The sequence below is a fragment of the Cupriavidus sp. HE11 genome (assembly GCF_056097175.1).
The window spans coordinates 628,827-648,173 of record NZ_CP184465.1; the positions used below are offsets into that span (position 1 = coordinate 628,827).

Here is a 19,347-nt window from a genome sequence, read left to right on the forward strand (position 1 = left end):
TTCGTCGCTTTCTCTTAACTGATCCGAATTGTCCGAAGCCATGCACCACCCTGCCCGTCGCGGCCGCGCGCCACGTCCCCGCACCATCGCCACTCTTGCGTCCGCGCTGATCGCCGGCCTGCCGGCCTCCGTGCTGGCCCAGGCGGCCCCGTCAGACCAGACGCTGCCGGCCGTGACAGTCTCGGCGGGCAAGACGCTGCCGGGCAGTCCCAACGAGACCACCAGCACCGGCACCAAGACAGATACCCCGCTGCGCGATATCCCGGCCGCGATCTCGGTCATCCCCGAAGACGTACTGCGCGACCAGGGCGCGATCGACCTGAACTACGCGCTGCAGAACTCGGCCGGCGTGCAGGCGCAGTTGGCCGGCGGCTATGGCTTTGCCAACAACTACACGATTCGCGGGCTGGCGATGCGCTTCCTGCGCGACGGCTACCCTGACGGCCCGAGCCAGAACGGCTACTACCGGACCATGTACGACGTGGACCGCATCGAGGTGCTCAAGGGCCCGGGCTCGGCGCTGTATGGCTCCGGCCAGCCTGGTGGCACGGTGAACATGGTCACCAAGCCGCCCCTGTCGAAATTCAGTGCCGAGGTCGGCGCCTTTGGCGGCAGCTTCGGCACCTGGGGCACCTACGTGGACGTGGGCGGCCCGGTCAGCTCGCAGGTCAATGCGCGCCTGATCGCAGATTACGAGAAGAGCGACGGCTACCGGGGCCTGGGCCGGGATATCCGCGAGGTCTCGCCGTCGTTCAGCTGGGCCTACGACACCAACAAGACGCTGACGATCGACTACGACCACCGCGACATCAGCATCGTCCCGGACAACTACGGCATTGTCTTCAACAACCAGGGCAAGATCGCCGGGGCACCGCGCGACGCCCGCTACTACAGCCCGTTCAACGACACCCGCCAGCTGATCGACCGCGTGACGGTCAGCCACGACTGGCGCATCGATCCGTCGCTGACGATGCGCACGGCGTTTATCTATGACGAACGTTCGCTCGACATGACCCGCAATGCGGGCGGCAACGGCGGCAACGCGCTGAACCAGATGACCGGCCGCACGGCCCGCACGCAGTTCGACGACGGCCACTTCATCCTGGCCCAGAACGAACTGGTGTGGAAGACGCGCACCGGCCCGGTGGACCACACCGTACTGTTCGGCCTGGAGTACTCGGACACCCATATCAATTCTGTCCGCAACGGCTACAACCTGCCGAACATCCTCGACATCAACTCGCCGGTTGTGCCCGAAACGACGCTGGCCGGCCTGGCGGCAGTGCCCGCACAGGGCTTCAACCGCGTACTCAAGCAGGAGGACGTGGGCGTCTACCTGCAGGACCAGTTGGCCTTTGGCGAGCATTTCAAGCTGCGCGGCGCGGTGCGCAACGACAACGTGAAGTTCAGCGATGTAGGCACCCAGGGCACGGCATTCCGGTCCATCGGCGCCACCCAGAACCTGACCTCGGGCTCGCTGGGCGGCGTGTGGCAGCCCACGCGTGCGTTGTCGTTCTACGCGGGTGTGTCCACCAGCAAGTTCATCAATGTGTCGACCGAGCCGGCGGCGCTGTCCACCGAGCCGGAAAGCGCGCTGCAGAAGGAAATCGGCGTCAAGGCCGAGTTCCTGGACGGCAAGCTGAACACGAATGTGTCGCTGTTCGAGACCACGCGCAAGAACTACTACATCACGCTGCCGGGCGCGCTGAGCCCCACCCCCGATGGCCGCGACAAGAGCCGTGGCGTGGAGCTGGAGCTGTCGGCCATGCCGGTGCCCGGCTGGACGGTACTGGCAAACTTCGTGCTGCAGAACGTCGAGGTGGAATCGAACACGCTGGCATCGAACGCGATCATGGGCGTGACCAACCGCAGCATCGCCGGCACCCGCCCCGCGGGCGTGGCCCGCACCGGCGGCCGCCTGTGGACCACCTACGACTTCCAGCAGCAGGCGCTGCACGGCTGGGGCGTTGGCCTGGGCCTGACCTACAAGGGGGACAGCTACGCCGATTCGCTGAACCTGTACCAGGTGCCGTCGTACGTGGTGCTGGACGCGGCCATCTACTATCGCCAGAAGAAGTTCGACGTGACGCTGAACCTGCGCAACCTGACCGACAAGACGTACTACACGTCGCCGACCTTCTCGGGCGCGCTGCCCGGCGACAAGCGCAGCGCCATGCTGACCGCCCGTTATCGCTTCCAGTGAGGACACCATGACACGACTTGCATCGATGGCAGGCCTGGCGGCCGCCTGTATCGCGCTGGCACTGCCGTCGGCAGCCCGGGCGCACTACCTGTGGCTGGAGCAGGACAAGGCCGGCGGCCACCTGTACTTCGGCGAATACGAGGAACTGGTGCGCGAGCAATCGCCGGGCCGGCTGGATGAAATGCCGGGCCCGCAGATTCGCACGGCCGCCGCCCAGGCTGGTCAGCCCGGCCAGGCAAACCCGCTCCCGGTCAAGCGTGAAACCGGCGGCTTCGCCTTCGCGCGCCCCGCACGCGGCGCCACGGTGACGGCCACGGAATCCGCCTACGCGGTCAAGGACTGGACCCGCGCCGGCATCGGCATCGTCAAGCCGATGTTCTATGCGCGCCTGGTTGGCACCGCACCGGCCGGCGATGCCGACGCCATGACGCTCGACATCCTGCCCACCGGCACGCGCGGCGAATACCGCGTGGTCTTCCAGGGTGCCCCGCTGCCCGCCACGGACGTACGCATCATCGCGCCCAATGCCTGGACACGCGAGGCCACCACGGGCAAGGACGGACGGGTGCGCTTCGACTTCCCGTGGCGCGGCCAGTACATCCTGCACGTGGTGCATCTGGAACGCACGCCAGGCACGTTCGAAGGCAAGCCGTACGAGGCGGTAAGGCATCGGGCCACGGCGACCGTCTCCGTACCGGGTGGTCCGGCGACGCCGGTACCGGCGCACTGGGAACCGTCGAAGCCGCACTAGTCGGCCGGCGTGGCTTGGGGGGCGGCTTGGGGGGCGGCCACGCAGCGGTGTGGCATCGCATACACTTCGGGCAAATGAAGCCGCCCGCTGGGATGTGGATTGCCCGGAGGTGGCTCATCATTGCGGTCTGCAATCCCAGCCACCTCGCCCCACCCGACCATGAAGCGCCAATTCGACGATCTACAACTGGGCAGCATCGAACTGTTCTGCCTTGCAGCCGAACTCAGCAGCTTTACAGCGGCGGCCGTGGCGGCGGGTGTGACACCGGCGGCGGTCAGCCGCAGCGTGTCGCGGCTGGAAGAGCGGCTCGGCGTCAGGCTGTTCGTGCGCACCACGCGCCAGATCCGGCTGACGGACGAGGGCCGCACGTACTTCGACGAAACCCGCCAGGCGCTGGCCCAGCTGGTGGACGCCGAGCGCCAGATCAGCGGCCAGCACGCCACGCCTTCCGGCCGCCTGCGTATCAGCCTGCCCACGCCTTACGCGCACTATCGCGTGCTGCCGGTGCTGCCGGAATTCCGCGAGCGCTACCCCGAAGTCGATATCGACGTCCATATCAGCAACCGCAATGTGGACTTTGCCGACGACACCTATGACCTGTCGGTACGCGGCCGCACGCCCGACGATTCCACGCTGATCGCGCGCAAGCTGGAAGACGCCGAAATGGTGGTGGTAGCCACCCCGGCCTACCTGAAACACCGCGGCACCCCGAAAACGCTCGACGACCTGCTGGCGCACGAGTGCATCCAGTTCGAACGCCCCAGCAGCGGCCGGCGTATTCCGTGGACGTTCCGCCAGGACGGCGAGGACATCGACGTGATGACCACTGGCAGCATTGCCACCTCCGAAGACGCGCTGGGCGGCGCCACGCTGGCCCGCGCCGGCGCAGGCCTGTTCCAGACCTATCGCTTTGTCGTCGAGCAGGACCTGCGCGAAGGCACGCTTGTACAAGTGCTGCAGGAATTTGGCGGCAGCACGCGTCCGTTCGTGCTGCTCTACCCCCATGCGCGCCATGTCTCGCGTCGGGTGCGCACCTTCGTCGACTTCCTGGTCGACAAATTCTCCGCCTAGGATTCCCGCCGGTCTTTGTTGCGCAGCCGGAACATCCCTTGATACATGGCGGAACAAGCCAGGTAAGCGGCTTGCCCTATTATTCCCATATCGAGATATTTGCATTGCAATCAATCTCTTTTTGAGAATATTGAACAGCAACCCGCGATCATGGCGAACTCCACGGCACCTTCCCTTCCGACTCCGCAAACCCGACACGATGCCGATGCCGGGAAATCGCTGGGCGAGGCCATCGCGGCAGCGCTGGCACTGGCCGTGGCGATGGGGTTCGGCCGCTTTGCGTTCACGGGCATGTATCCGCTGATGGTGCGGGACGGCACGATGAGCGTGGCAACGGGGTCGCTCGCGGCGTCGGCCAACTACGCGGGCTATCTGCTGGGTGCGCTGCTGGCCGCACGTATTGCTCATGCCCGGGCCGGCTTCTGGTCGCGCGTGGCGCTGGCCGGGACAGTGGTGTCGCTGGCGGCACTGGCCTTGCCGCTGCCCGACACGGCGCTAATCGTGGTGCGCTTTGTCTCGGGCGTCCTGAGTGCGCTGGCACTGGTCAACGCCGCGTCGTGGCTGCTGCACGTACGTGGCCGTCACGATGGCGCACCGCTGATGTTCTCGGGCGTCGGTATCGGCATCGTGATATCCGCCGAACTGATCGCCATGGGCAATCTTGCGCAGTGGCACAGCCTGGCACTGTGGCTGGGTCTGGCTATCGGCGCACTGGTACTGAGCGCGCTGGCATGGCAGGCGCTGCGCCTGCAGGCGCGCACTGGCAGCGCCACGACCGCCGCCGTGGCACCGCAAGGCGCACTCGGCCCGGCACCGCTGATCGCCAGCTACGGACTGGCGGGCTTTGGCTACATCATCACCGCCACCTATCTGCCGCTGTTTGTGCGCGACGCGCTGGGCCAGATCGATCCGATTCACGTGTGGGCCGTATTTGGCCTGGGCGCCGCGCCGTCCTGTTTCCTGTGGCACGCCGTGCATGAGCGGCTGAGCACCCGGCGCGCCATGCAATGGAATCTTGGCGTGCAGGCCGTTGGCGTGGTACTGCCCGCGCTGAGCCATACCGCACTGGCCTACCTGGTCAGCGCAGCACTGGTCGGCGGCACGTTCATGGGTACGGTCACCATCGCAGCGCCTGCGGCGCGCCGCCTGGCCCACAAGGTCAGCTTCAACCTGTTCGCCGTGATGACGGCCGCCTATGGCGTGGGGCAGATCGTTGGCCCGCTGGTCTCCACGGCGCTGATGCACGGCGGCAACAACTTCGGCGCGCCGCTAGGCATTGCCGCCACTGCACTGGTGATCGCTGCCACGCTCTGCTCGCTTTGAGCGTTTCGAGCGCTCTGCGTCTTCGCGCAGCGCCCCACAGTCACGCTACGCAGTCACGCCACGGCCGCGTCGTGGAAATGCGGAAGCACCGTCTCGGCGACCTCTTGCAGCACCTCTGCCGGAGGCCGCGTGGACTCCGTGACGTTGAGGGCCACATGATGCGTGCCCGCTTCGCGCATGTCCGCCAGCAGGTCTACCAGCGCACGGGCACCGGTTCGATAGCCGAGGTTCAATGCCGACGGCGCCTCGTCGGGCTGCTCCGACAGTTCCAGCCGCATGGCGACGCCGAAAGCCCGGAACTGCTCTGGCGCGCCGCGCTCCACGGCGATGCGCCAGAGCCGATGCCGCTCGCGCTGCGTGTCGGGATCGCGATGATAGGTCATCCAGCCGATGGCATGGCGGGCGATCCAGTCCACGCTCTGTCCGCCCGATCCCACCGCCAGCAGCGGCACGGCGCGCGGCTGGCGCGGCAACAGGTAGAAGTCCGGCGCGCCCTCGGGCGCCAGATCCGGCATCACGCGCGACGGCACGTCTACCGACGCGGCCACCGATTCCCAATGATCGCGAAACAGGTCGCGCCGCGCCTCGGTGTCACGGCCAAACGCGGCATACTCCGGCGGACGGTCGCCCGATCCCAGCCCCAGGATAAAGCGCTGCCCTGACAGCGCGCTGACCGATATCGCCGCCTTGGCGATATGCAGCGGATGCCGCAGCGTCAGCACAATGGCGCCGCTTGCCAGCGCAATCCGTCGGGTACGCGTGGCCAGCGCACCAAGCAGCACCCACGGATCGAGGTGCCCCACCGGATCGGGATACCCGGCGCTGTTCAGCGGCACATCGCGGACCCATAGCGCCCGGTAGCCCAGCGCATCGGCGCGTGCCGCGAGATCCAGCTGGGACGGAAAGTCCGGCGCGATCTCACCCTTGCCCAGCAGCGGCAGCACCAGGCCCACCGACAGCGCGTCCTGGCGGAACACCGTTGTCTCGATGGGTTGCCCGCTGGCCGCGACATCTGCAAGCGTCGTCATCGCATCCTCCGTTCCCCTGACAGATCGCCGCATCATGCCACGCCCGCGCACTTGTTACCGGCGCGCATAACTGTTTGTGCGCCGGTGCCGTTCAATCGCGGGCTTGCCTCACCTACATTTCCAGCCATCGACCACGTCGATTCGATTGGCAGCGATGCCAAGGTCAACCAAATCAAAGAGGCACATCATGAGCACCACCCAAAACACGCAAAAAGTCGCCATCATCACGGGCGCTTCGCAAGGCATCGGCGCAGAGCTGGTCAAGGCCTACCGCCAGCGCGGCTACCGCGTCGTAGCCACGGCGCGCAGCATCCAGCAACCCGATGACGCCAACATCCTGGCCGTGCCGGGCGACATCGCCAGCCCCGACACCGCCCGCCGGGTGGTCTCGCAGGCCATCGAGAAATTCGGCCGCGTCGACGCCCTGGTCAACAACGCCGGCATCTTCATCGCCAAGCCATTCACCAGCTACACGGCCGAGGACTACCTCGCCAAGACCGGCGTGAACCTGGCCGGCTTCTTCTACATCACGCAACTGGCGATCGCGCAGATGGAAAAGCAGGGCAGCGGCCATGTGGTGAGCATTACCACCAGCCTGGTCGACCACGCAATCCAGGGCGTGCCGTCGGTGCTGGCATCGCTGACCAAGGGCGGCATCAACTCGGCCACCAAGTCTCTGGCCGTGGAATACGCCCGCCGCGGCATCCGCGTGAACGCCGTGTCGCCCGGCATCATCAAGTCGCCGATGCATGCGCCGGAAACCCATGAAGCGCTTGGCGCGCTGCACCCGATGGGCCATATGGGCGAGATGAGCGATATCGCCGAAGCCGTGCTGTTCCTGGAATCGGCGCCGTTCATCACCGGCGAGATCCTGCACGTCGACGGCGGCCAGAGCGCCGGCCACTAAGTCGCGCCGCCCGGCCCAGCCCGGGCACTGGCAAGACCGCCCGCCCCTATCGGCGGGCCGTTTGCATTGGTCAGGGTAAACCCTGATTCTCCTGTTGCATGACTGCCAGCGTGCTCTCCTAGACTGGAAGCTTTCGCCACACGAAAACCCGAAGGAAGACCATGGCCACGATCGAAGTGAAGGTGCCCCAGTTGTCCGAATCCGTCTCGGAAGCCACGCTGATCCAGTGGAAGAAGAAGCCCGGCGAGGCCGTCCAGCGCGACGAAATCCTTGTGGAGCTGGAAACCGACAAGGTCACGCTGGAGGTACCTTGTCCGGTCAACGGTGTGCTGGCGCAGATCGTCAAGCCGGACGGCGCCACGGTCCACGCCGACGAGGTGATAGCAGTGGTGGACACCGACGCCAAGGCCACCGCCGCCGCACCGGCAGCCGCACCTGCCCCGGCGCCGGCCCCTGCTGCCGCACCGGCCGCTGCCCCGGTTGCCGCCGCCGCGGCATCCCCTGCGGCAACGGGTGGCGGCGCCAGCGCCTCGGCCAAGGCTGACTTTGACGTGATCGTGATCGGCTCGGGCCCTGGCGGCTATATCGCCGCCATCCGCGCCGCGCAACTGGGCAAGACCGTGGCCTGCATCGAGGAATGGAAGGATGAAGCCGGCAAGCCACGGCTGGGCGGCACCTGCCTGAACGTGGGCTGCATTCCCAGCAAGGCTCTGCTCGCGTCGTCCGAACACTTCGAGCACGCGCAGCACGGCATGGCCGACCACGGCGTGCAGATCAAGGGCGTGTCGCTGGACCTGGCGCAGATGATCCGGCGCAAGGCCGCAATCGTCGACAAGTTCACCGGCGGCGTGGAATTCCTGTTCCGCAAGAACAAGGTCACCTGGATCAAGGGCCACGGCAAGTTCAAGGGCCGCGCAGCCGACGGCGTGATTACCGTGGAAGCCAGCGACGGCACCGACGCCAAGCCCTACACAGCGCGCAACGTCATCATTGCCACAGGCTCCAAGGCACGCCATCTGCCCGGCGTGCCGGTCGACAACAAGATCGTGTCCGATAACGAGGGGGCGCTGTCCTTCGATTCCGTGCCAAAGAAGCTTGCCGTGATCGGCGCAGGCGTGATCGGGCTGGAACTGGGCTCGGTCTGGCGCCGCCTGGGCGCCGAAGTGACCATTCTCGAAGCCCTGCCCGCCTTCCTGGGCGCCGTCGACGACGCCATTGCCAGGGAAGCAGCCAAGCTGTTCAAGAAGCAGGGACTGACCATCCACCTGGGCGTCAATATTGGCGAGGTGAAAACCAGGGCCAAGGGGGTGACCATCGCCTACAAGGACCAGGCCGGCGCCGATCAGAAGCTTGAGGCAGACCGTCTGATCGTGTCGATTGGCCGCGTGCCGAACACCGACAACCTTGGCCTGGATGCCGTGGGCCTGTCCGCCGACCCGCGCGGCTTTGTCCCCGTCGACGACAACTGCCGCACGTCCGTGCCCGGCATCTACGCCATCGGCGACGTGGTGCGCGGCCCGATGCTGGCGCACAAGGCCGAGGACGAAGGCGTGATGGTGGCTGAAGTCATCGACGGCCAGAAGCCGCACATCGACTACAACTGCATTCCCTGGGTGATCTACACCGAGCCCGAGATTGCCTGGGTGGGCAAGACCGAGGCGCAACTGAAGGCCGAGGGCCGCGAATACCGCACCGGCCAGTTCCCGATGCAGGCCAACGGCCGCGCAATGGGCATGGGCCGCCCCGACGGCTTCATCAAGATGATCGCCGACGCAAAGACCGATGAGCTGCTGGGCGTCCACATCATCGCGGCCAACGCCTCGGACCTGATCGCCGAGGGCGTTGTCGCCATGGAGTTCAAGGCCGCGTCTGAAGACATCGGCATGATCTGCCACCCGCACCCGTCGCTATCGGAAGTCATGCGCGAAGCGGCACTGGCGGTGCAGAAGCGGGCGTTGAACATGTAGGCGCGCCGAAAAGCATTCGATCAATCCACCCCCGACACAAAGCGCTTGCGATACTCGGCCGGGGTTACGCCGACCACGCGCAGGAACGCGCGGCGCAGGGTGTCGACGCTGGAAAAGCCGCACTCGGCTGCGGCCTGCTTGGGGGCGATGTTCCCTTCCTCCAGCAGTTGCCGCGCGGCGGTCACGCGCGCGGCCTCTACCCAGTTGGCCGGTGTGACGCCAACCTCCTCGTGGAACAGCCGTGACAGGTGCCGCGCGCTGACGCCGATGCGCGCGGCCAGGCTTGGCACGTCGTGGGCCGCCGCCGGATGGGCGGCTACCCAGCGCTGCAGTTCCTGAAGGGCCGAACGGTTTGCAGCGGCAGGGGCTTCGCGGCGGCTGAACTGGCTTTGCCCGCCGGGCCGCTTGAAGAACATCACCAACTGGCTGGACACCTTCAGCGCGATATCGCGCCCAAGGTCTTCCTCGACCAGCGCCAGCGCCAGGTCCATACCCGCCGTCACGCCGGCAGCGGTGCGCACCTTGCCATCGCGCACGTGGATCGCATCGGCATCCACGGCCACCTTCGGAAAGCGTGCCGCCAGCGTATCGGCAGCGGCCCAATGCGTGGTCGCGCGCCGGCCATCGAGCAGCCCGGCCTCCGCGAGCAGGAAAGCACCGCTGCAGACGGACCCATAACGCCTGGCTGCCGGGGCCGCCCGGCGGATCCAGTCAAGCACCAGGGGATCGGCGGGCGCGTTGCCGGCGTGGGGCGCTCCGGCCACCAGCAGCGTATGGAAGCGCGACGGCGACGCGGTCGCCATATCGTCCTCGATCACGATATCAGGCAGGAGCCTGGCGCCCGAAGACGCCGTAAGCGGCGCGCGCCGCACAGCCACCACTTTCATCTGGTAGACCGTGGCGCCTGCCTGGACGTTGGCTTCGGCAAAAACGTCGAGCGGGCCGGAGACGTCCAGCAACTGGACGCCTTCGATGGCCAACAGGCCGATGGTGCGGGTGGCTGGCATGGCGAAAGCAGGTAATTGGCCCGGGATCGTCCGGATCGTCCGGGCATGTCTTAATTCGTCGCTATACGACGATTGAAGACATACTACCGCTGCTCCTAGACTCGAAGCAACCCTACCCGACAGGAGCAAACATGCGCTTCACCATTGGCGACATCGCCATTCCCGACAGCCAGCTGGCCCGCGAAATCACCGAACTCGTGCGCGACACCGAGTCGCCACTGCTCTTCCACCACTCCAGCCGCGTCTACTACTGGGCCGCACTGGCTGGCCTGCAGCGTGGGCTTGGCTACGACGCCGAACTGCTGTATGCGGGCGCAATGTTCCACGACATGGGTCTGACCCATTCGCACAGCAGCCCCGACAAACGGTTCGAAGTCGATGGCGCCAACGCGGCCGCCGATTTCCTGCGCAGCCGTGGCATTGGAGAACGGGAAGTAGAAAAGGTCTGGACGGCCATCGCGCTGCACACCACGCCCGGCATCCCGGAGTTCATGGCGCCCGAGATCGCACTGGTGACGGCCGGCGTCGAGATGGATGTGCTGGGCATTCGCTACGACACGTTTTCCGACGCCGATCGCGAAGCCGTGGTGCATGCCCACCCGCGCACGCCGCAGTTCAAGGAAGACATCATTCAGGCGTTCTACGAGGGCATCCAGCACAAGCCCGATACCACCTTCGGCAACGTCAAGGCCGATGTGCTGGCTGACAAGAACCCGCACTTTCACCGTGGCAATTTTTGCAGCGTTATCCGCGCATCGGCCTGGAAGGGCTGACGCCCTGCTGCCGCAGCCGTCGGTCAGGCGGCTGGGCGGCTGACATACCGGTCCACCAGGTACGTCAGCATCTCGCGGCTGACCGGTTTCGCCAGCACCAGATCGATGCCCGCGGCCCGGCACCGGCGACGCGTCTTGCTGTCGGCGGTAGCCGTCACCGCGATAATGGGCAGGCGACTGGCGCCCCGCTGCAGCTCGGCCTGGCGAATGGCCCGCGCCAGGCCCAGGCCGCCCATTCCGGGCAGGCCAACATCGGTCAGCAACAAGGCGGCGCCATCCTGCAGCACCGCCCAGGCACCTTGGCTGTCTTCGCAGGCCACGACCTCGCATCCGCCAATGGCGCGCAACTGTTCAACGAGTACCAGCAGGCATACAGGATTGTCTTCGGCAACGACGATGCGCGGCATTGGCGACAAGGCGGATGCGGAAGACGCGGATGACGCGGATGACGCGGGAGCAGCCGTCGATGTGGAAACAGCGGTAAAGGGCATGGTCATGGCGGTTCGAAACATGCGATGACCTATTGTCAATGCGTTCCCGCCGCGCAGGTTGCGGAAATTTCCGCAATACCATGCAGACGCGTCTGAAATCGATCAGTCCACCCGGTTCTTGAGGGTCTCTCCCCCTGACCAGCGTCGTAGATTGTCCAGGAAGATGTCGACCACACGTGCGGCATTGCCATCCGAAAAGCCGGCGCTGTGCGGTGTGGCAATAACGTTCGGCATCGACCAGAGCGGCGACGACGCGACCAGCGGCTCGTGGGCGAACACGTCCAGGTACGCACCGCCCAGTTGCTCCGCGCGCAAGGCATCGATCAGCGCGGCCTCGTCGACCACCTCGCCCCGTGCCACGTTGACCAGTCGCGCCCCGCCCGGCAAACGCCGCAAGGCCGTGCGATCGACCAGCCCGCGCGTGCGCTCGGTCAGCGGACAGGCCAGGATCAGCCAGTCGGTATCCGGCAACACCGAGTCGAACTGCTCGAACGTGACCGCGTCGAATCCGGGCTCCATCGGCGCAGCCCGCTGCCTGACCACCGTCACCGTCAGTCCCAGCACCCGCAGCACCGCGCCGATCTGCTGCCCGATCGGCCCCCAACCCACAATGGTGGCGCGCTGCCCCTGCAAGTCCCGAGGCAGCCCGGTGCCGATCAGCGGCGCCCAGCGCGATTCCCGTTGCGCGTCGATCAGTTGCGGCAGATGGCGGGCCAGCGCCAGCAGTCCGGCCAGCGCCGTCTGGGCCACGACCCCGGCGTTCGCGCCCGAAGACGTGGTGACGGTCACGCCGCGCTGGCGCAACTGCGCGAAGATCGCGCGATCGGCGCCTGCCGAATGCGTATGGGTCCAGCGCAGCGACGGCGCATCGAGCATCGCCGTATAGAAGCGTTGCGTGGCAGGCAGGATTTCGTGCTTGGTGGAAAGACCGGTCACGTCGCGCGACACAAAGGCCACGTCGGCATCCATGGTGCGCGGGTCATCCACCTGGGGCACGACCACCGGCTGCCAGCTGGCGCCGGTGGCCGCCATGGCCGTGTCGATGGCCGCGCGGTGCGACTGCAACGCGGCGGCGGACAGCAGGATACGCAGGGCTTCAGATGGCATGGCGTAACTCAATCCACCGTGGCGCCGGAGGCTTTCACCACGGCCTTCCACTTGACGTATTCCTTGCGCGTGAAATCACCGAACTGCTTCGGCGATCCGCCCACCGGGTCGGCCCCTTCGCGGATCATCTGCGCCTGCAGCGACGGCAGCGCCTCGTTGACGGCCTGGTTGACCTTGGTGATCACGTCCTGCGGCGTGCCTTTGGGTGCGAAGAAGCCGAACCACGATCCGGCTTCGAAGCCCGGGAAGCCCTTTTCGGCCACCGTGGGCAGATCCGGCAGCGAACGCGAGCGCCTGGCGCTGGACACCGCCAGCGCACACAGCTTGCCGGCCTGGATATGCGGCATCACCGACGGGATGGTTGCGAACATGAACTGCACGCGTCCGGACAGCAGGTCGTTCAGCGCATCGGCACCCTTGTACGGAATATGCGTGGCCTGCGTGCCCATCCGCTCGGTCAGCATGAAGCCCGACAGGTGCGACGACGTGCCCACGCCCGTCGAGCTGTAATTCAGCTTGCCCGGATTGGCCTTGGCGTACGCCACGAACTCCTCGAACGACTTCACCGGCAGCGACGGATGCACCACCAGCACGTTCGGCACGTCGGCGATCTGCACCACCGGCACCAGATCGGTCAGCGGATCGTAGTTGAGCTTCTTGTACAGCGTCTGGTTGATCGAGATCGGCCCCACGGAGTTGACCAGCATCGTATAGCCGTCGGCAGGCGAGCGCACCACGTACTCGGTGCCAATATTGCCGCCGGCACCGGGCCGGTTATCCACCACGAACGACTGCTTGAAGCGCTGGGCCAGTTGCTGGCTGACGCTGCGCGCCAGCATGTCGGTGGTACCACCGGCCGTGAAGGCCACCACCACGCGCACGGGCTTGGCCGGATAGTCGTCGGCGCGGGCCGGCGCTGCCAGCGTCAGGCCGGCGGTCAGCGCGCAGGCCAGCAGCCTGGCGGGGGTGTGCCAGAAGGTATTCAGGGGTGTTGTCGGGTTCATGCGTAGTCTCCGTTCCAGTCGTTGTAGTTGTGGTGTCTTCATCGCTTCGGTACCGTCACCCAAAGTCGTATAGCCGGGCCGGGTTCGCCACCAGCACACGGTGGCGGTCGGCCTCGCCGGGAATCCAGCGGGCGAGCAGGTTGAACAGCTCGCCGTCGTCGGGCATCTGCGCCGGATCGAAATAGTTGATATGGGGCCAGTCCGAGCCCCAGACGATCTGCTCCGGATTGGCCGCCAGCAGCGCCGCCACAAACGGATCGACCTCGCGGTATGGCGAACCGGCTGGCTGCAGGCGGTCGGCGCCCGATATCTTGGTCCAGGCCACGCCTTCGGCCAGCAGCGCGCACAGCGCCTGGAATCCCGCATCGCCCACGCCACGCGACGTGGCCATGCGGCCCATGTGGTCGATCACCAGCGGCAGCGCCAGTGCCTTCAGGCGTGGCCCCAGTTCCACCAGATCGGGGGCATGGATCCAGATCTGCGCGTGCCAGCCGCGTGCCTTGAGGCGCGGCGCCAGTGCTTCCAGCACGTCGATGCCCACGCCGTTGCGGTACACCGCGTGGCCGCCGATCTGGTACAGGTTGAAGCGCACGCCACGCACGCCGGCGTCATGCCAGGCATCGAGCTGCGCATCGGTGGTGTCGGCGGCCGGCACGGCAATGCCGCGCAGTCGCTTGGGGTACTGGCGCAGGGCATCGATCACCACGCTGTTGTCGGTGCCGCTGGCGCTGGCCGTCACCAGCACGCCGCGCGTCAGGCCCAGTTCGTCCAGATGGGCGATGAATGCTTCGGCCGGATGCTCGGCTGGCGTATAGCTGCGGTCATCGGCCAGCGGATGACGGCCATACGGCCCGAACACGTGGGCATGGCTGTCGCAGGCACCGGCAGGTGCGCGGAACGACGGCGGCGTGATCGATGCCAGCGGTGGCAGGCAGGGGCGTGTCATGGGTTCTTTCGCTTGTTCAGATGCCGTGGGGCGTGGTTACTCGGCGGCCTTGAGCCGGCCGGCCGTGGCCAGCGCCTGGGCGCGGGCATCTTCCTTCTGCAGCGACGCCAGCAGTTCCTGGGGCGACGAAGCCTGCGCCACACTGCCCACGTTCTGCAGCCGGCTCTTGACGCTGCCTTCGGCCAGGGCCTTGCGCAGCGCGGTATTGATCGTGTCGACCACTGCGGCCGGAGTGCCTGCCGGCGCCAGCAGGCCGGTGGCGGTGGTGGCCTCGAAGTTGGCCAGGCCCGCTTCGCGCAGCGTGGGCACCTTCGGCAGCGTGGCATCGCGGTCGCGCGACATCACCGCCAGCGCGCGCAACGCGCCAGACTGGATATGCGGCGCGGAACTGGTCAACTGGTCAACCACCATGTCGATCTGGCCGCCCATCAGGTCGACCAGCGCAGGGGCCGAGCCCTTGTATGGCACCTGGTTGAGCCGGATCCTGGCGGCATCTTCGAGTTGCAGCAGCGCCATGTGGTTGGTCGTACCGGGACCGGCATGACCCGCAGCCAGCTTGCCCGGATTGGCACGCGCATAGGCCAGCAGCGCCTCGACGTCCTTGAAACGTGCATCGCCGCCCTTCACGACGACGACCAGCGACGTGGTGGACATCAGGCCCACCGGGCTGAAGCTCGCCAGCTTGAAATTGGTGCGCGTCATCCTGGGCAGCACCACCACCGCGTTGGGCGTGGTCACCAGCAGCGTGGAGCCATCGGGCTCCGCACGCGCCACCGCCGATGCACCGATCACGCCGCCCGCGCCTGGACGGTTGTCGACGATGACGTTGCGGCCAAGGTTCTGTTCCAGCGCCGGGGCAATGGCGCGCGCCACCACATCGAGGTTGCCGCCGGGGGCAAACGGCACGATCAGCGTCACGGGCTTGTTTGAAAGCGGCTGCGCGCGAGCGCTGAGCACATAGGGGGCGGCGCCAAGCGCAAGAATCTGCGCCAGCATGGTTCTGCGGTTCATTTGTCTACTCCAACCTGCCAAGCGGGGGCTTTCTTCGGTATTTGCTTTTCTGGACTTGCTCCCCTCTCACGCGCACGGGAGAAGGGTTGGGGGAGAGGGCTTGAGGTTCTGCTTGCCACGCGCCTCGATTTGAAAGACTTGCCCTCCCCCGGCTCTCTCCCGCCACGCGGGAGAGAGGCGACACCAAACAGCGGCCAACGGTCTGCGCCGTTGGTCCATCAGTCCCGGTAGCCCGGGTCCAGACGGTCGAGCTTGCGCAGCAGCGCCGGCCATTCCATCAGGCCGTAGGGACGACGCGTGCCGGGCTGGTAGTTGTTCCAGGTCTCCTCCAGCACTTCGGGCGATACCTGCTGCAGCGGCGTATTGCACGACATGGCAGCCACCTGCGAGCGGCAGGCCAGCTCCAGCCGGTGCATCCAGTTGAACGCCTCGCCCACCGAATTGCCCACGGTCAGCGCGCCGTGGTTGCGCAGGATCAGCGCCTCGCCACGGCCCAGATCGGCAATCAGCGATTCCTGCTCGGCGGTGTCCAGCACCACGCCCTGGTAGTCGTGGTAGCCGATCTTCAGGAAACGCATGGCGGTCTGGGTGATCGGCAGCAGCCCGCATGCCAGCGACGACACGGCCATCGATGCCCAGCTATGCGTGTGGATCACGCAGGCCACCTCGGGGCGTGCGTGGTGCACGGCGCTGTGGATCACGTAGCCGGCCTTGTTGACGCCATAGTTCAGCGGGCCGAAGTCGGGCGTCGACAGGATCTTGCCGGCGTGGTCCACCTTGATCAGGCACGATGCCGTGATCTCCTCGTACATCATGCCGTACGGGTTGATCAGGAACGCGTCTTCCTCGTCCGGCACGCGCACGGAGATGTGGTTGGCCATCATGTCGGCCATGCCATAGAGCTCGACCAGCCGGTAGCAGGCGGCCAGGTCCACGCGCGCCTGCCATTCCGCCTCGCTGCACTGGCCGCGCATCGACGGGATGTTCAGCACACCGGGTTTCGTCATGATGTGTCTCCTTGGTGGATTCGGTATCTGGATTCAGTGGATTCGGTTCAGTCCGAGCCCAGCGCGAGATCGCTGGGCCGGCGTTTTTCGATATGGAACTTGAGCAGCGCCGCGCTACGGAAGATGCCGTGCGCGAACTTGCCGTAAGGCAGCGTCAGGAACAGCGCCATCACGATGCCCAGGTGAACGGCCAGCAGCGACGCCATCGCACCGGTATCGCGGAACGCCAGCAGCGCCAGGCCGCTTGCGCTGGTCAGGAACAGCAGCGCGATAAAGCCGCGGTCCATCGGCTTCTGCTTCGTGTCCATCGTGCGCTCGTCGCGCTTCAGGTTCAGCCACAGCAGGCCGGCCGGGCCGATCAGCAGGCCGATGCCACCGGCGATGCCCAGCAGCACCGGCAGGCTCGTGACCGGGTACGGCGCGTGCAGGTCCAGCAGATAGTGATACAGCGTGGCGACGGCGGTTGCCGCAAAGCACAGCATGAAACCGTAGAACGTGAAGTGATGAAAGCGGCGGCGCAGCAGCGTGAATGCATCGTCGTCGTTGTTGCAGCCCTGCCCGTGCCCGCCATCCAGGTACTTCAGCTTCAACGCATCGTGTACCGCCCCGCCCGTGGCCGCGCCGCGCTCGTCACCACTGCGCATGCCCGGCGTCACCTGGCGCCAGAACCGCGTCACGCCGATGCCCAGCGCGCCGCAGGCGAACAGGAAGACGGCGCCGAACATGGCCGCCAGCAGGTTGTGCGGGAAGATCGCGTAGAAGTTGCCCGCCAGCGGCTCGTGCCAGAGCGTGCCGCGCATCGCCAGCACCATCAGCAGGAACAGCGCCAGGCCGCCGGCCAGTGCCAGCGCCATCGTCATGCCCGCACGCCGGTACAGGCCGCCCAGCGCCGCCGGGAAGGCATAGTCGCCATACGTCTGCACGCGGACCTTGGCCATCGCCTGCGGAATGTTCACCGCAAACTCGTGCGGCGGTGCGTACTGGCACGCGTGGTAGCAGGCACCGCAGTTGTGGCACAGATTTGCCAGGTAGTGGATATCCGCCTTGGGAAATTCCAGCCGGCGCGTCATGGCCGGGAACACCGCGCAGAAGCCTTCGCAATAGCGGCAGGCGTTGCAGATCTGCAGCGTGCGGGCCACTTCGGCCTCGTCGGTGGTCAAGGGCAGCGCACCATTGGCAAGCGCCGCCGCCTCGCGCGTCAGCGCTTCAAGATGTTGCATATTCCTTTTCCCGTGATGCCTGAGTTGCCGCGCCAGCCTGGCCGCCCGACTTGGCAGCCCTGGCCGCCTGGGTGCCGGCGATGCGGCCGAATGCCGTGCCGATAGCCATGCCCACGCCGGCCGTATAGCCCTTGCCCAGCACGTTGCCGGCCATCATCTCGCCTGCCACGAACAGGTTCTGGCTGGGCTTCCCATCGAAATGCACGGCCGATTCCTCGTTCACCTTCAGTCCCAGGTAGGTGAAGGTGATGCCGGGACGCAGCGCGTAGCCAAAGAACGGCGCGGTGTCGATCGGGCGGGCCCAGTGGGTCTTGGCGGGCGTCACGCCCTCGGTATGGCAGTCGTCCAGCGACGTGTGGTCGAACTTGCCCACGCGGCAGGCGGCGTTGTAATCGTTGATGGTGCGCATGAACGTGGCTTCGTCCAGGCCCAGCTTGCGCGCCAGTTCGGGCAGCGTGTCGGCCTTCACGCCCGGGAATACCGGTGGCATGAAGCGGCCCACGGCCTTGGCGTCGATGATCGAATAGCCGATCTGCTGCGGCTGCTGGGCCACCAGGCGCCCCCAGATCGCGTAGCGCTTGGGCCAGAAGTCCTCGCCCTCGTCGTAGAAGCGCTCGGCGTGGGCGTTGAGCACCACACCCAGCGACACGCAGTCGATACGCGTGCAGATGCCACCGTCATAGAGCGGCGCCCGCGCGTCGATCGCCACGCAGTGCGACTGCGACGGATCGCCGATGGCGTCGGCACCCTGGGCAATCATGTGCTTGAGCAGCACGCCCATGTTGAAGCGCGTACCGCGGATCAGGAAGTTGTCTGCGGGCCATTCGCCGCGCTCGTTCTGGCCCCACGCCTCGCGCAGCCATTCGCGGTTCGATTCGAAACCGCCGGCCGCCAGCACGCAGGCGCGGGCCTCGATCCGCTCACTGCCGATGCGTGCCGCCACGAAACGGCTGCCGTCGAGCTCGATGGCGTCGACCGGCGCGTTGTAGCGGATCTGCACACCCAGGCGTTCGGCGCTGCGGAAGTACGCATTGACCAGCGCCTTGCCGCCGCCCATGAAGAACGCGTTGGTGCGCGCCACATGCAGCGCGCCGGACAGCGGCGGCTGGAAATGCACGCCGTGGCTGCGCATCCAGTCACGGCAGGTGGACGACGCGCGGATGGCCAGCCGGGCCAGCTTCTCGTCGGTCAGGCCGCCAGTGACCTTCAGCAGGTCCTGCCAGTATTCCTCTTCGGGATAGGCGTCGACCAGCACGTCCTGCGGCGCGTCGTGCATGCAGCGCAGGTTGCGGGTGTGGGATGAGTTGCCGCCGCGCCATTCGCGCGGCGCGGCTTCCAGCAGCATGACGCTGGCGCCGGCCTCGCGGGCCATCAATGCGGCACAGAGGGCGGCGTTGCCGCCACCGATTACCAGGACGTCGATCATGCGCGGACGCCCTGCTTGCGGGGATTGTGAGTGGGGATGGACACGGCTATCAATGCCTTCGTGAGTCTGTCCGTGACTCTATCCGCAGGGCGGAATGCTGCTAAG

The 19,347-nt window shown here is 66.5% G+C and carries 17 protein-coding genes and 1 pseudogene; 8 read left to right on the top strand and 10 right to left on the bottom strand.

The genetic code is table 11. The features are described from left to right. Positions 1–40 precede the first annotated feature (40 nt). From ACOABP_RS20305 to ACOABP_RS20320, 4 genes are all read left to right on the top strand, one after another. Complete coding sequence (locus ACOABP_RS20305) at positions 41–2,203, top strand: TonB-dependent receptor (RefSeq protein WP_474229835.1); 2,163 nt, start codon at positions 41–43, stop codon at positions 2,201–2,203. 7 nt (positions 2,204–2,210) lie between these two features. Next, a complete protein-coding gene (locus tag ACOABP_RS20310; RefSeq protein ID WP_474229837.1) occupies positions 2,211–2,954 on the top strand; it encodes a hypothetical protein in 744 nt (247 codons plus the stop codon). A gap of 159 nt (positions 2,955–3,113) precedes the next feature. Beyond that, a complete protein-coding gene (locus tag ACOABP_RS20315; protein ID WP_474229838.1) occupies positions 3,114–4,025 on the top strand; it encodes a substrate binding domain-containing protein in 912 nt (303 codons plus the stop codon). A 150-nt stretch (positions 4,026–4,175) separates the two neighbouring features. Beyond that, positions 4,176–5,348, top strand: coding sequence for a YbfB/YjiJ family MFS transporter (locus tag ACOABP_RS20320; RefSeq protein WP_474229839.1), 1,173 nt, complete (start codon positions 4,176–4,178; stop codon positions 5,346–5,348). Between the two features lie 53 nt (positions 5,349–5,401). Here the strand turns inward: ACOABP_RS20320 and ACOABP_RS20325 are convergent, their stop codons facing one another. Then, positions 5,402–6,376, bottom strand: coding sequence for an LLM class oxidoreductase (locus ACOABP_RS20325; RefSeq protein WP_474229840.1), 975 nt, complete (start codon positions 6,374–6,376; stop codon positions 5,402–5,404). A 187-nt stretch (positions 6,377–6,563) separates the two neighbouring features. Between ACOABP_RS20325 and ACOABP_RS20330 the strand changes: the two genes are divergently transcribed. From ACOABP_RS20330 to lpdA, 3 genes and pseudogenes are all read left to right on the top strand, one after another. After that, the gene (locus tag ACOABP_RS20330; protein WP_474229841.1) at positions 6,564–7,283 is read left to right on the top strand and encodes an SDR family NAD(P)-dependent oxidoreductase; all 720 of its coding nucleotides are present in this window, start codon (positions 6,564–6,566) and stop codon (positions 7,281–7,283) included. A 161-nt stretch (positions 7,284–7,444) separates the two neighbouring features. Next, a pseudogene (locus tag ACOABP_RS20335) lies at positions 7,445–7,612 on the top strand (biotin/lipoyl-containing protein); the annotation flags it as partial. A 222-nt stretch (positions 7,613–7,834) separates the two neighbouring features. Next, positions 7,835–9,250: a dihydrolipoyl dehydrogenase gene (gene lpdA / locus ACOABP_RS20340; RefSeq protein WP_474230463.1), complete on the top strand. Its 1,416-nt coding sequence runs from the start codon at positions 7,835–7,837 to the stop codon at positions 9,248–9,250. Between the two features lie 20 nt (positions 9,251–9,270). On the opposite strand, the gene ACOABP_RS20345 is transcribed toward lpdA, so the two are convergent. Beyond that, a complete protein-coding gene (locus ACOABP_RS20345) occupies positions 9,271–10,257 on the bottom strand; it encodes a GlxA family transcriptional regulator (RefSeq protein ID WP_474229842.1) in 987 nt (328 codons plus the stop codon). A gap of 131 nt (positions 10,258–10,388) precedes the next feature. On the opposite strand from ACOABP_RS20345, the gene ACOABP_RS20350 reads away from it, so the two are divergent. Continuing rightward, complete coding sequence (locus ACOABP_RS20350; protein WP_474229844.1) at positions 10,389–11,030, top strand: HD domain-containing protein; 642 nt, start codon at positions 10,389–10,391, stop codon at positions 11,028–11,030. Positions 11,031–11,053: 23 nt separating this feature from the next. On the opposite strand, the gene ACOABP_RS20355 is transcribed toward ACOABP_RS20350, so the two are convergent. From ACOABP_RS20355 to tcuA, 8 genes are all read right to left on the bottom strand, one after another. Continuing rightward, positions 11,054–11,437 (bottom strand): response regulator, encoded by a 384-nt coding sequence (locus ACOABP_RS20355; protein WP_474229846.1) that lies wholly within the window; start codon positions 11,435–11,437, stop codon positions 11,054–11,056. Positions 11,438–11,623: 186 nt separating this feature from the next. After that, positions 11,624–12,628 carry a D-2-hydroxyacid dehydrogenase gene (locus ACOABP_RS20360; RefSeq protein WP_474229847.1) on the bottom strand — a complete coding sequence of 335 codons (1,005 nt, stop codon included), beginning with the start codon at positions 12,626–12,628 and terminating at the stop codon, positions 11,624–11,626. A gap of 8 nt (positions 12,629–12,636) precedes the next feature. Next, the gene (locus ACOABP_RS20365; protein ID WP_474229848.1) at positions 12,637–13,632 is read right to left on the bottom strand and encodes a Bug family tripartite tricarboxylate transporter substrate binding protein; all 996 of its coding nucleotides are present in this window, start codon (positions 13,630–13,632) and stop codon (positions 12,637–12,639) included. A 55-nt stretch (positions 13,633–13,687) separates the two neighbouring features. Further along, complete coding sequence (locus ACOABP_RS20370; protein WP_474229850.1) at positions 13,688–14,578, bottom strand: amidohydrolase family protein; 891 nt, start codon at positions 14,576–14,578, stop codon at positions 13,688–13,690. Between the two features lie 36 nt (positions 14,579–14,614). Then, positions 14,615–15,589: a Bug family tripartite tricarboxylate transporter substrate binding protein gene (locus tag ACOABP_RS20375; RefSeq protein ID WP_474229851.1), complete on the bottom strand. Its 975-nt coding sequence runs from the start codon at positions 15,587–15,589 to the stop codon at positions 14,615–14,617. A 218-nt stretch (positions 15,590–15,807) separates the two neighbouring features. Next, on the bottom strand, positions 15,808–16,596 hold the full coding sequence (locus ACOABP_RS20380; protein WP_474229853.1) for a class II aldolase/adducin family protein: 789 nt from the start codon (positions 16,594–16,596) through the stop codon (positions 15,808–15,810). Between the two features lie 47 nt (positions 16,597–16,643). Further along, on the bottom strand, positions 16,644–17,816 hold the full coding sequence (tcuB, locus tag ACOABP_RS20385) for a tricarballylate utilization 4Fe-4S protein TcuB (RefSeq protein WP_474229855.1): 1,173 nt from the start codon (positions 17,814–17,816) through the stop codon (positions 16,644–16,646). Then, positions 17,803–19,242 carry an FAD-dependent tricarballylate dehydrogenase TcuA gene (gene tcuA / locus ACOABP_RS20390; protein ID WP_474229856.1) on the bottom strand — a complete coding sequence of 480 codons (1,440 nt, stop codon included), beginning with the start codon at positions 19,240–19,242 and terminating at the stop codon, positions 17,803–17,805. Before tcuA ends, tcuB begins: the two co-directional genes overlap by 14 nt. Between the last annotated feature and the right edge of the window lie 105 nt (positions 19,243–19,347).

Excerpts from the sequence above, each read along its gene's own strand:
- ACOABP_RS20305 (WP_474229835.1), top strand. The coding sequence starts at position 41 with ATGCACCACCCTGCCCGTCGCGGCCGCGCGCCACGTCCCCGCACCATC.
- ACOABP_RS20345 (WP_474229842.1), bottom strand. The coding sequence starts at position 10,257 with ATGCCAGCCACCCGCACCATCGGCCTGTTGGCCATCGAAGGCGTCCAG.
- ACOABP_RS20330 (WP_474229841.1), top strand. The coding sequence starts at position 6,564 with ATGAGCACCACCCAAAACACGCAAAAAGTCGCCATCATCACGGGCGCT.
- ACOABP_RS20370 (WP_474229850.1), bottom strand. The coding sequence starts at position 14,578 with ATGACACGCCCCTGCCTGCCACCGCTGGCATCGATCACGCCGCCGTCG.
- ACOABP_RS20355 (WP_474229846.1), bottom strand. The coding sequence starts at position 11,437 with ATGCCGCGCATCGTCGTTGCCGAAGACAATCCTGTATGCCTGCTGGTA.
- ACOABP_RS20360 (WP_474229847.1), bottom strand. The coding sequence starts at position 12,628 with ATGCCATCTGAAGCCCTGCGTATCCTGCTGTCCGCCGCCGCGTTGCAG.
- tcuB (WP_474229855.1), bottom strand. The coding sequence starts at position 17,816 with ATGCAACATCTTGAAGCGCTGACGCGCGAGGCGGCGGCGCTTGCCAAT.
- ACOABP_RS20325 (WP_474229840.1), bottom strand. The coding sequence starts at position 6,376 with ATGACGACGCTTGCAGATGTCGCGGCCAGCGGGCAACCCATCGAGACA.
- ACOABP_RS20310 (WP_474229837.1), top strand. The coding sequence starts at position 2,211 with ATGACACGACTTGCATCGATGGCAGGCCTGGCGGCCGCCTGTATCGCG.
- ACOABP_RS20320 (WP_474229839.1), top strand. The coding sequence starts at position 4,176 with ATGGCGAACTCCACGGCACCTTCCCTTCCGACTCCGCAAACCCGACAC.
- ACOABP_RS20315 (WP_474229838.1), top strand. The coding sequence starts at position 3,114 with ATGAAGCGCCAATTCGACGATCTACAACTGGGCAGCATCGAACTGTTC.
- tcuA (WP_474229856.1), bottom strand. The coding sequence starts at position 19,242 with ATGATCGACGTCCTGGTAATCGGTGGCGGCAACGCCGCCCTCTGTGCC.
- ACOABP_RS20375 (WP_474229851.1), bottom strand. The coding sequence starts at position 15,589 with ATGAACCGCAGAACCATGCTGGCGCAGATTCTTGCGCTTGGCGCCGCC.
- ACOABP_RS20380 (WP_474229853.1), bottom strand. The coding sequence starts at position 16,596 with ATGACGAAACCCGGTGTGCTGAACATCCCGTCGATGCGCGGCCAGTGC.
- ACOABP_RS20365 (WP_474229848.1), bottom strand. The coding sequence starts at position 13,632 with ATGAACCCGACAACACCCCTGAATACCTTCTGGCACACCCCCGCCAGG.
- ACOABP_RS20350 (WP_474229844.1), top strand. The coding sequence starts at position 10,389 with ATGCGCTTCACCATTGGCGACATCGCCATTCCCGACAGCCAGCTGGCC.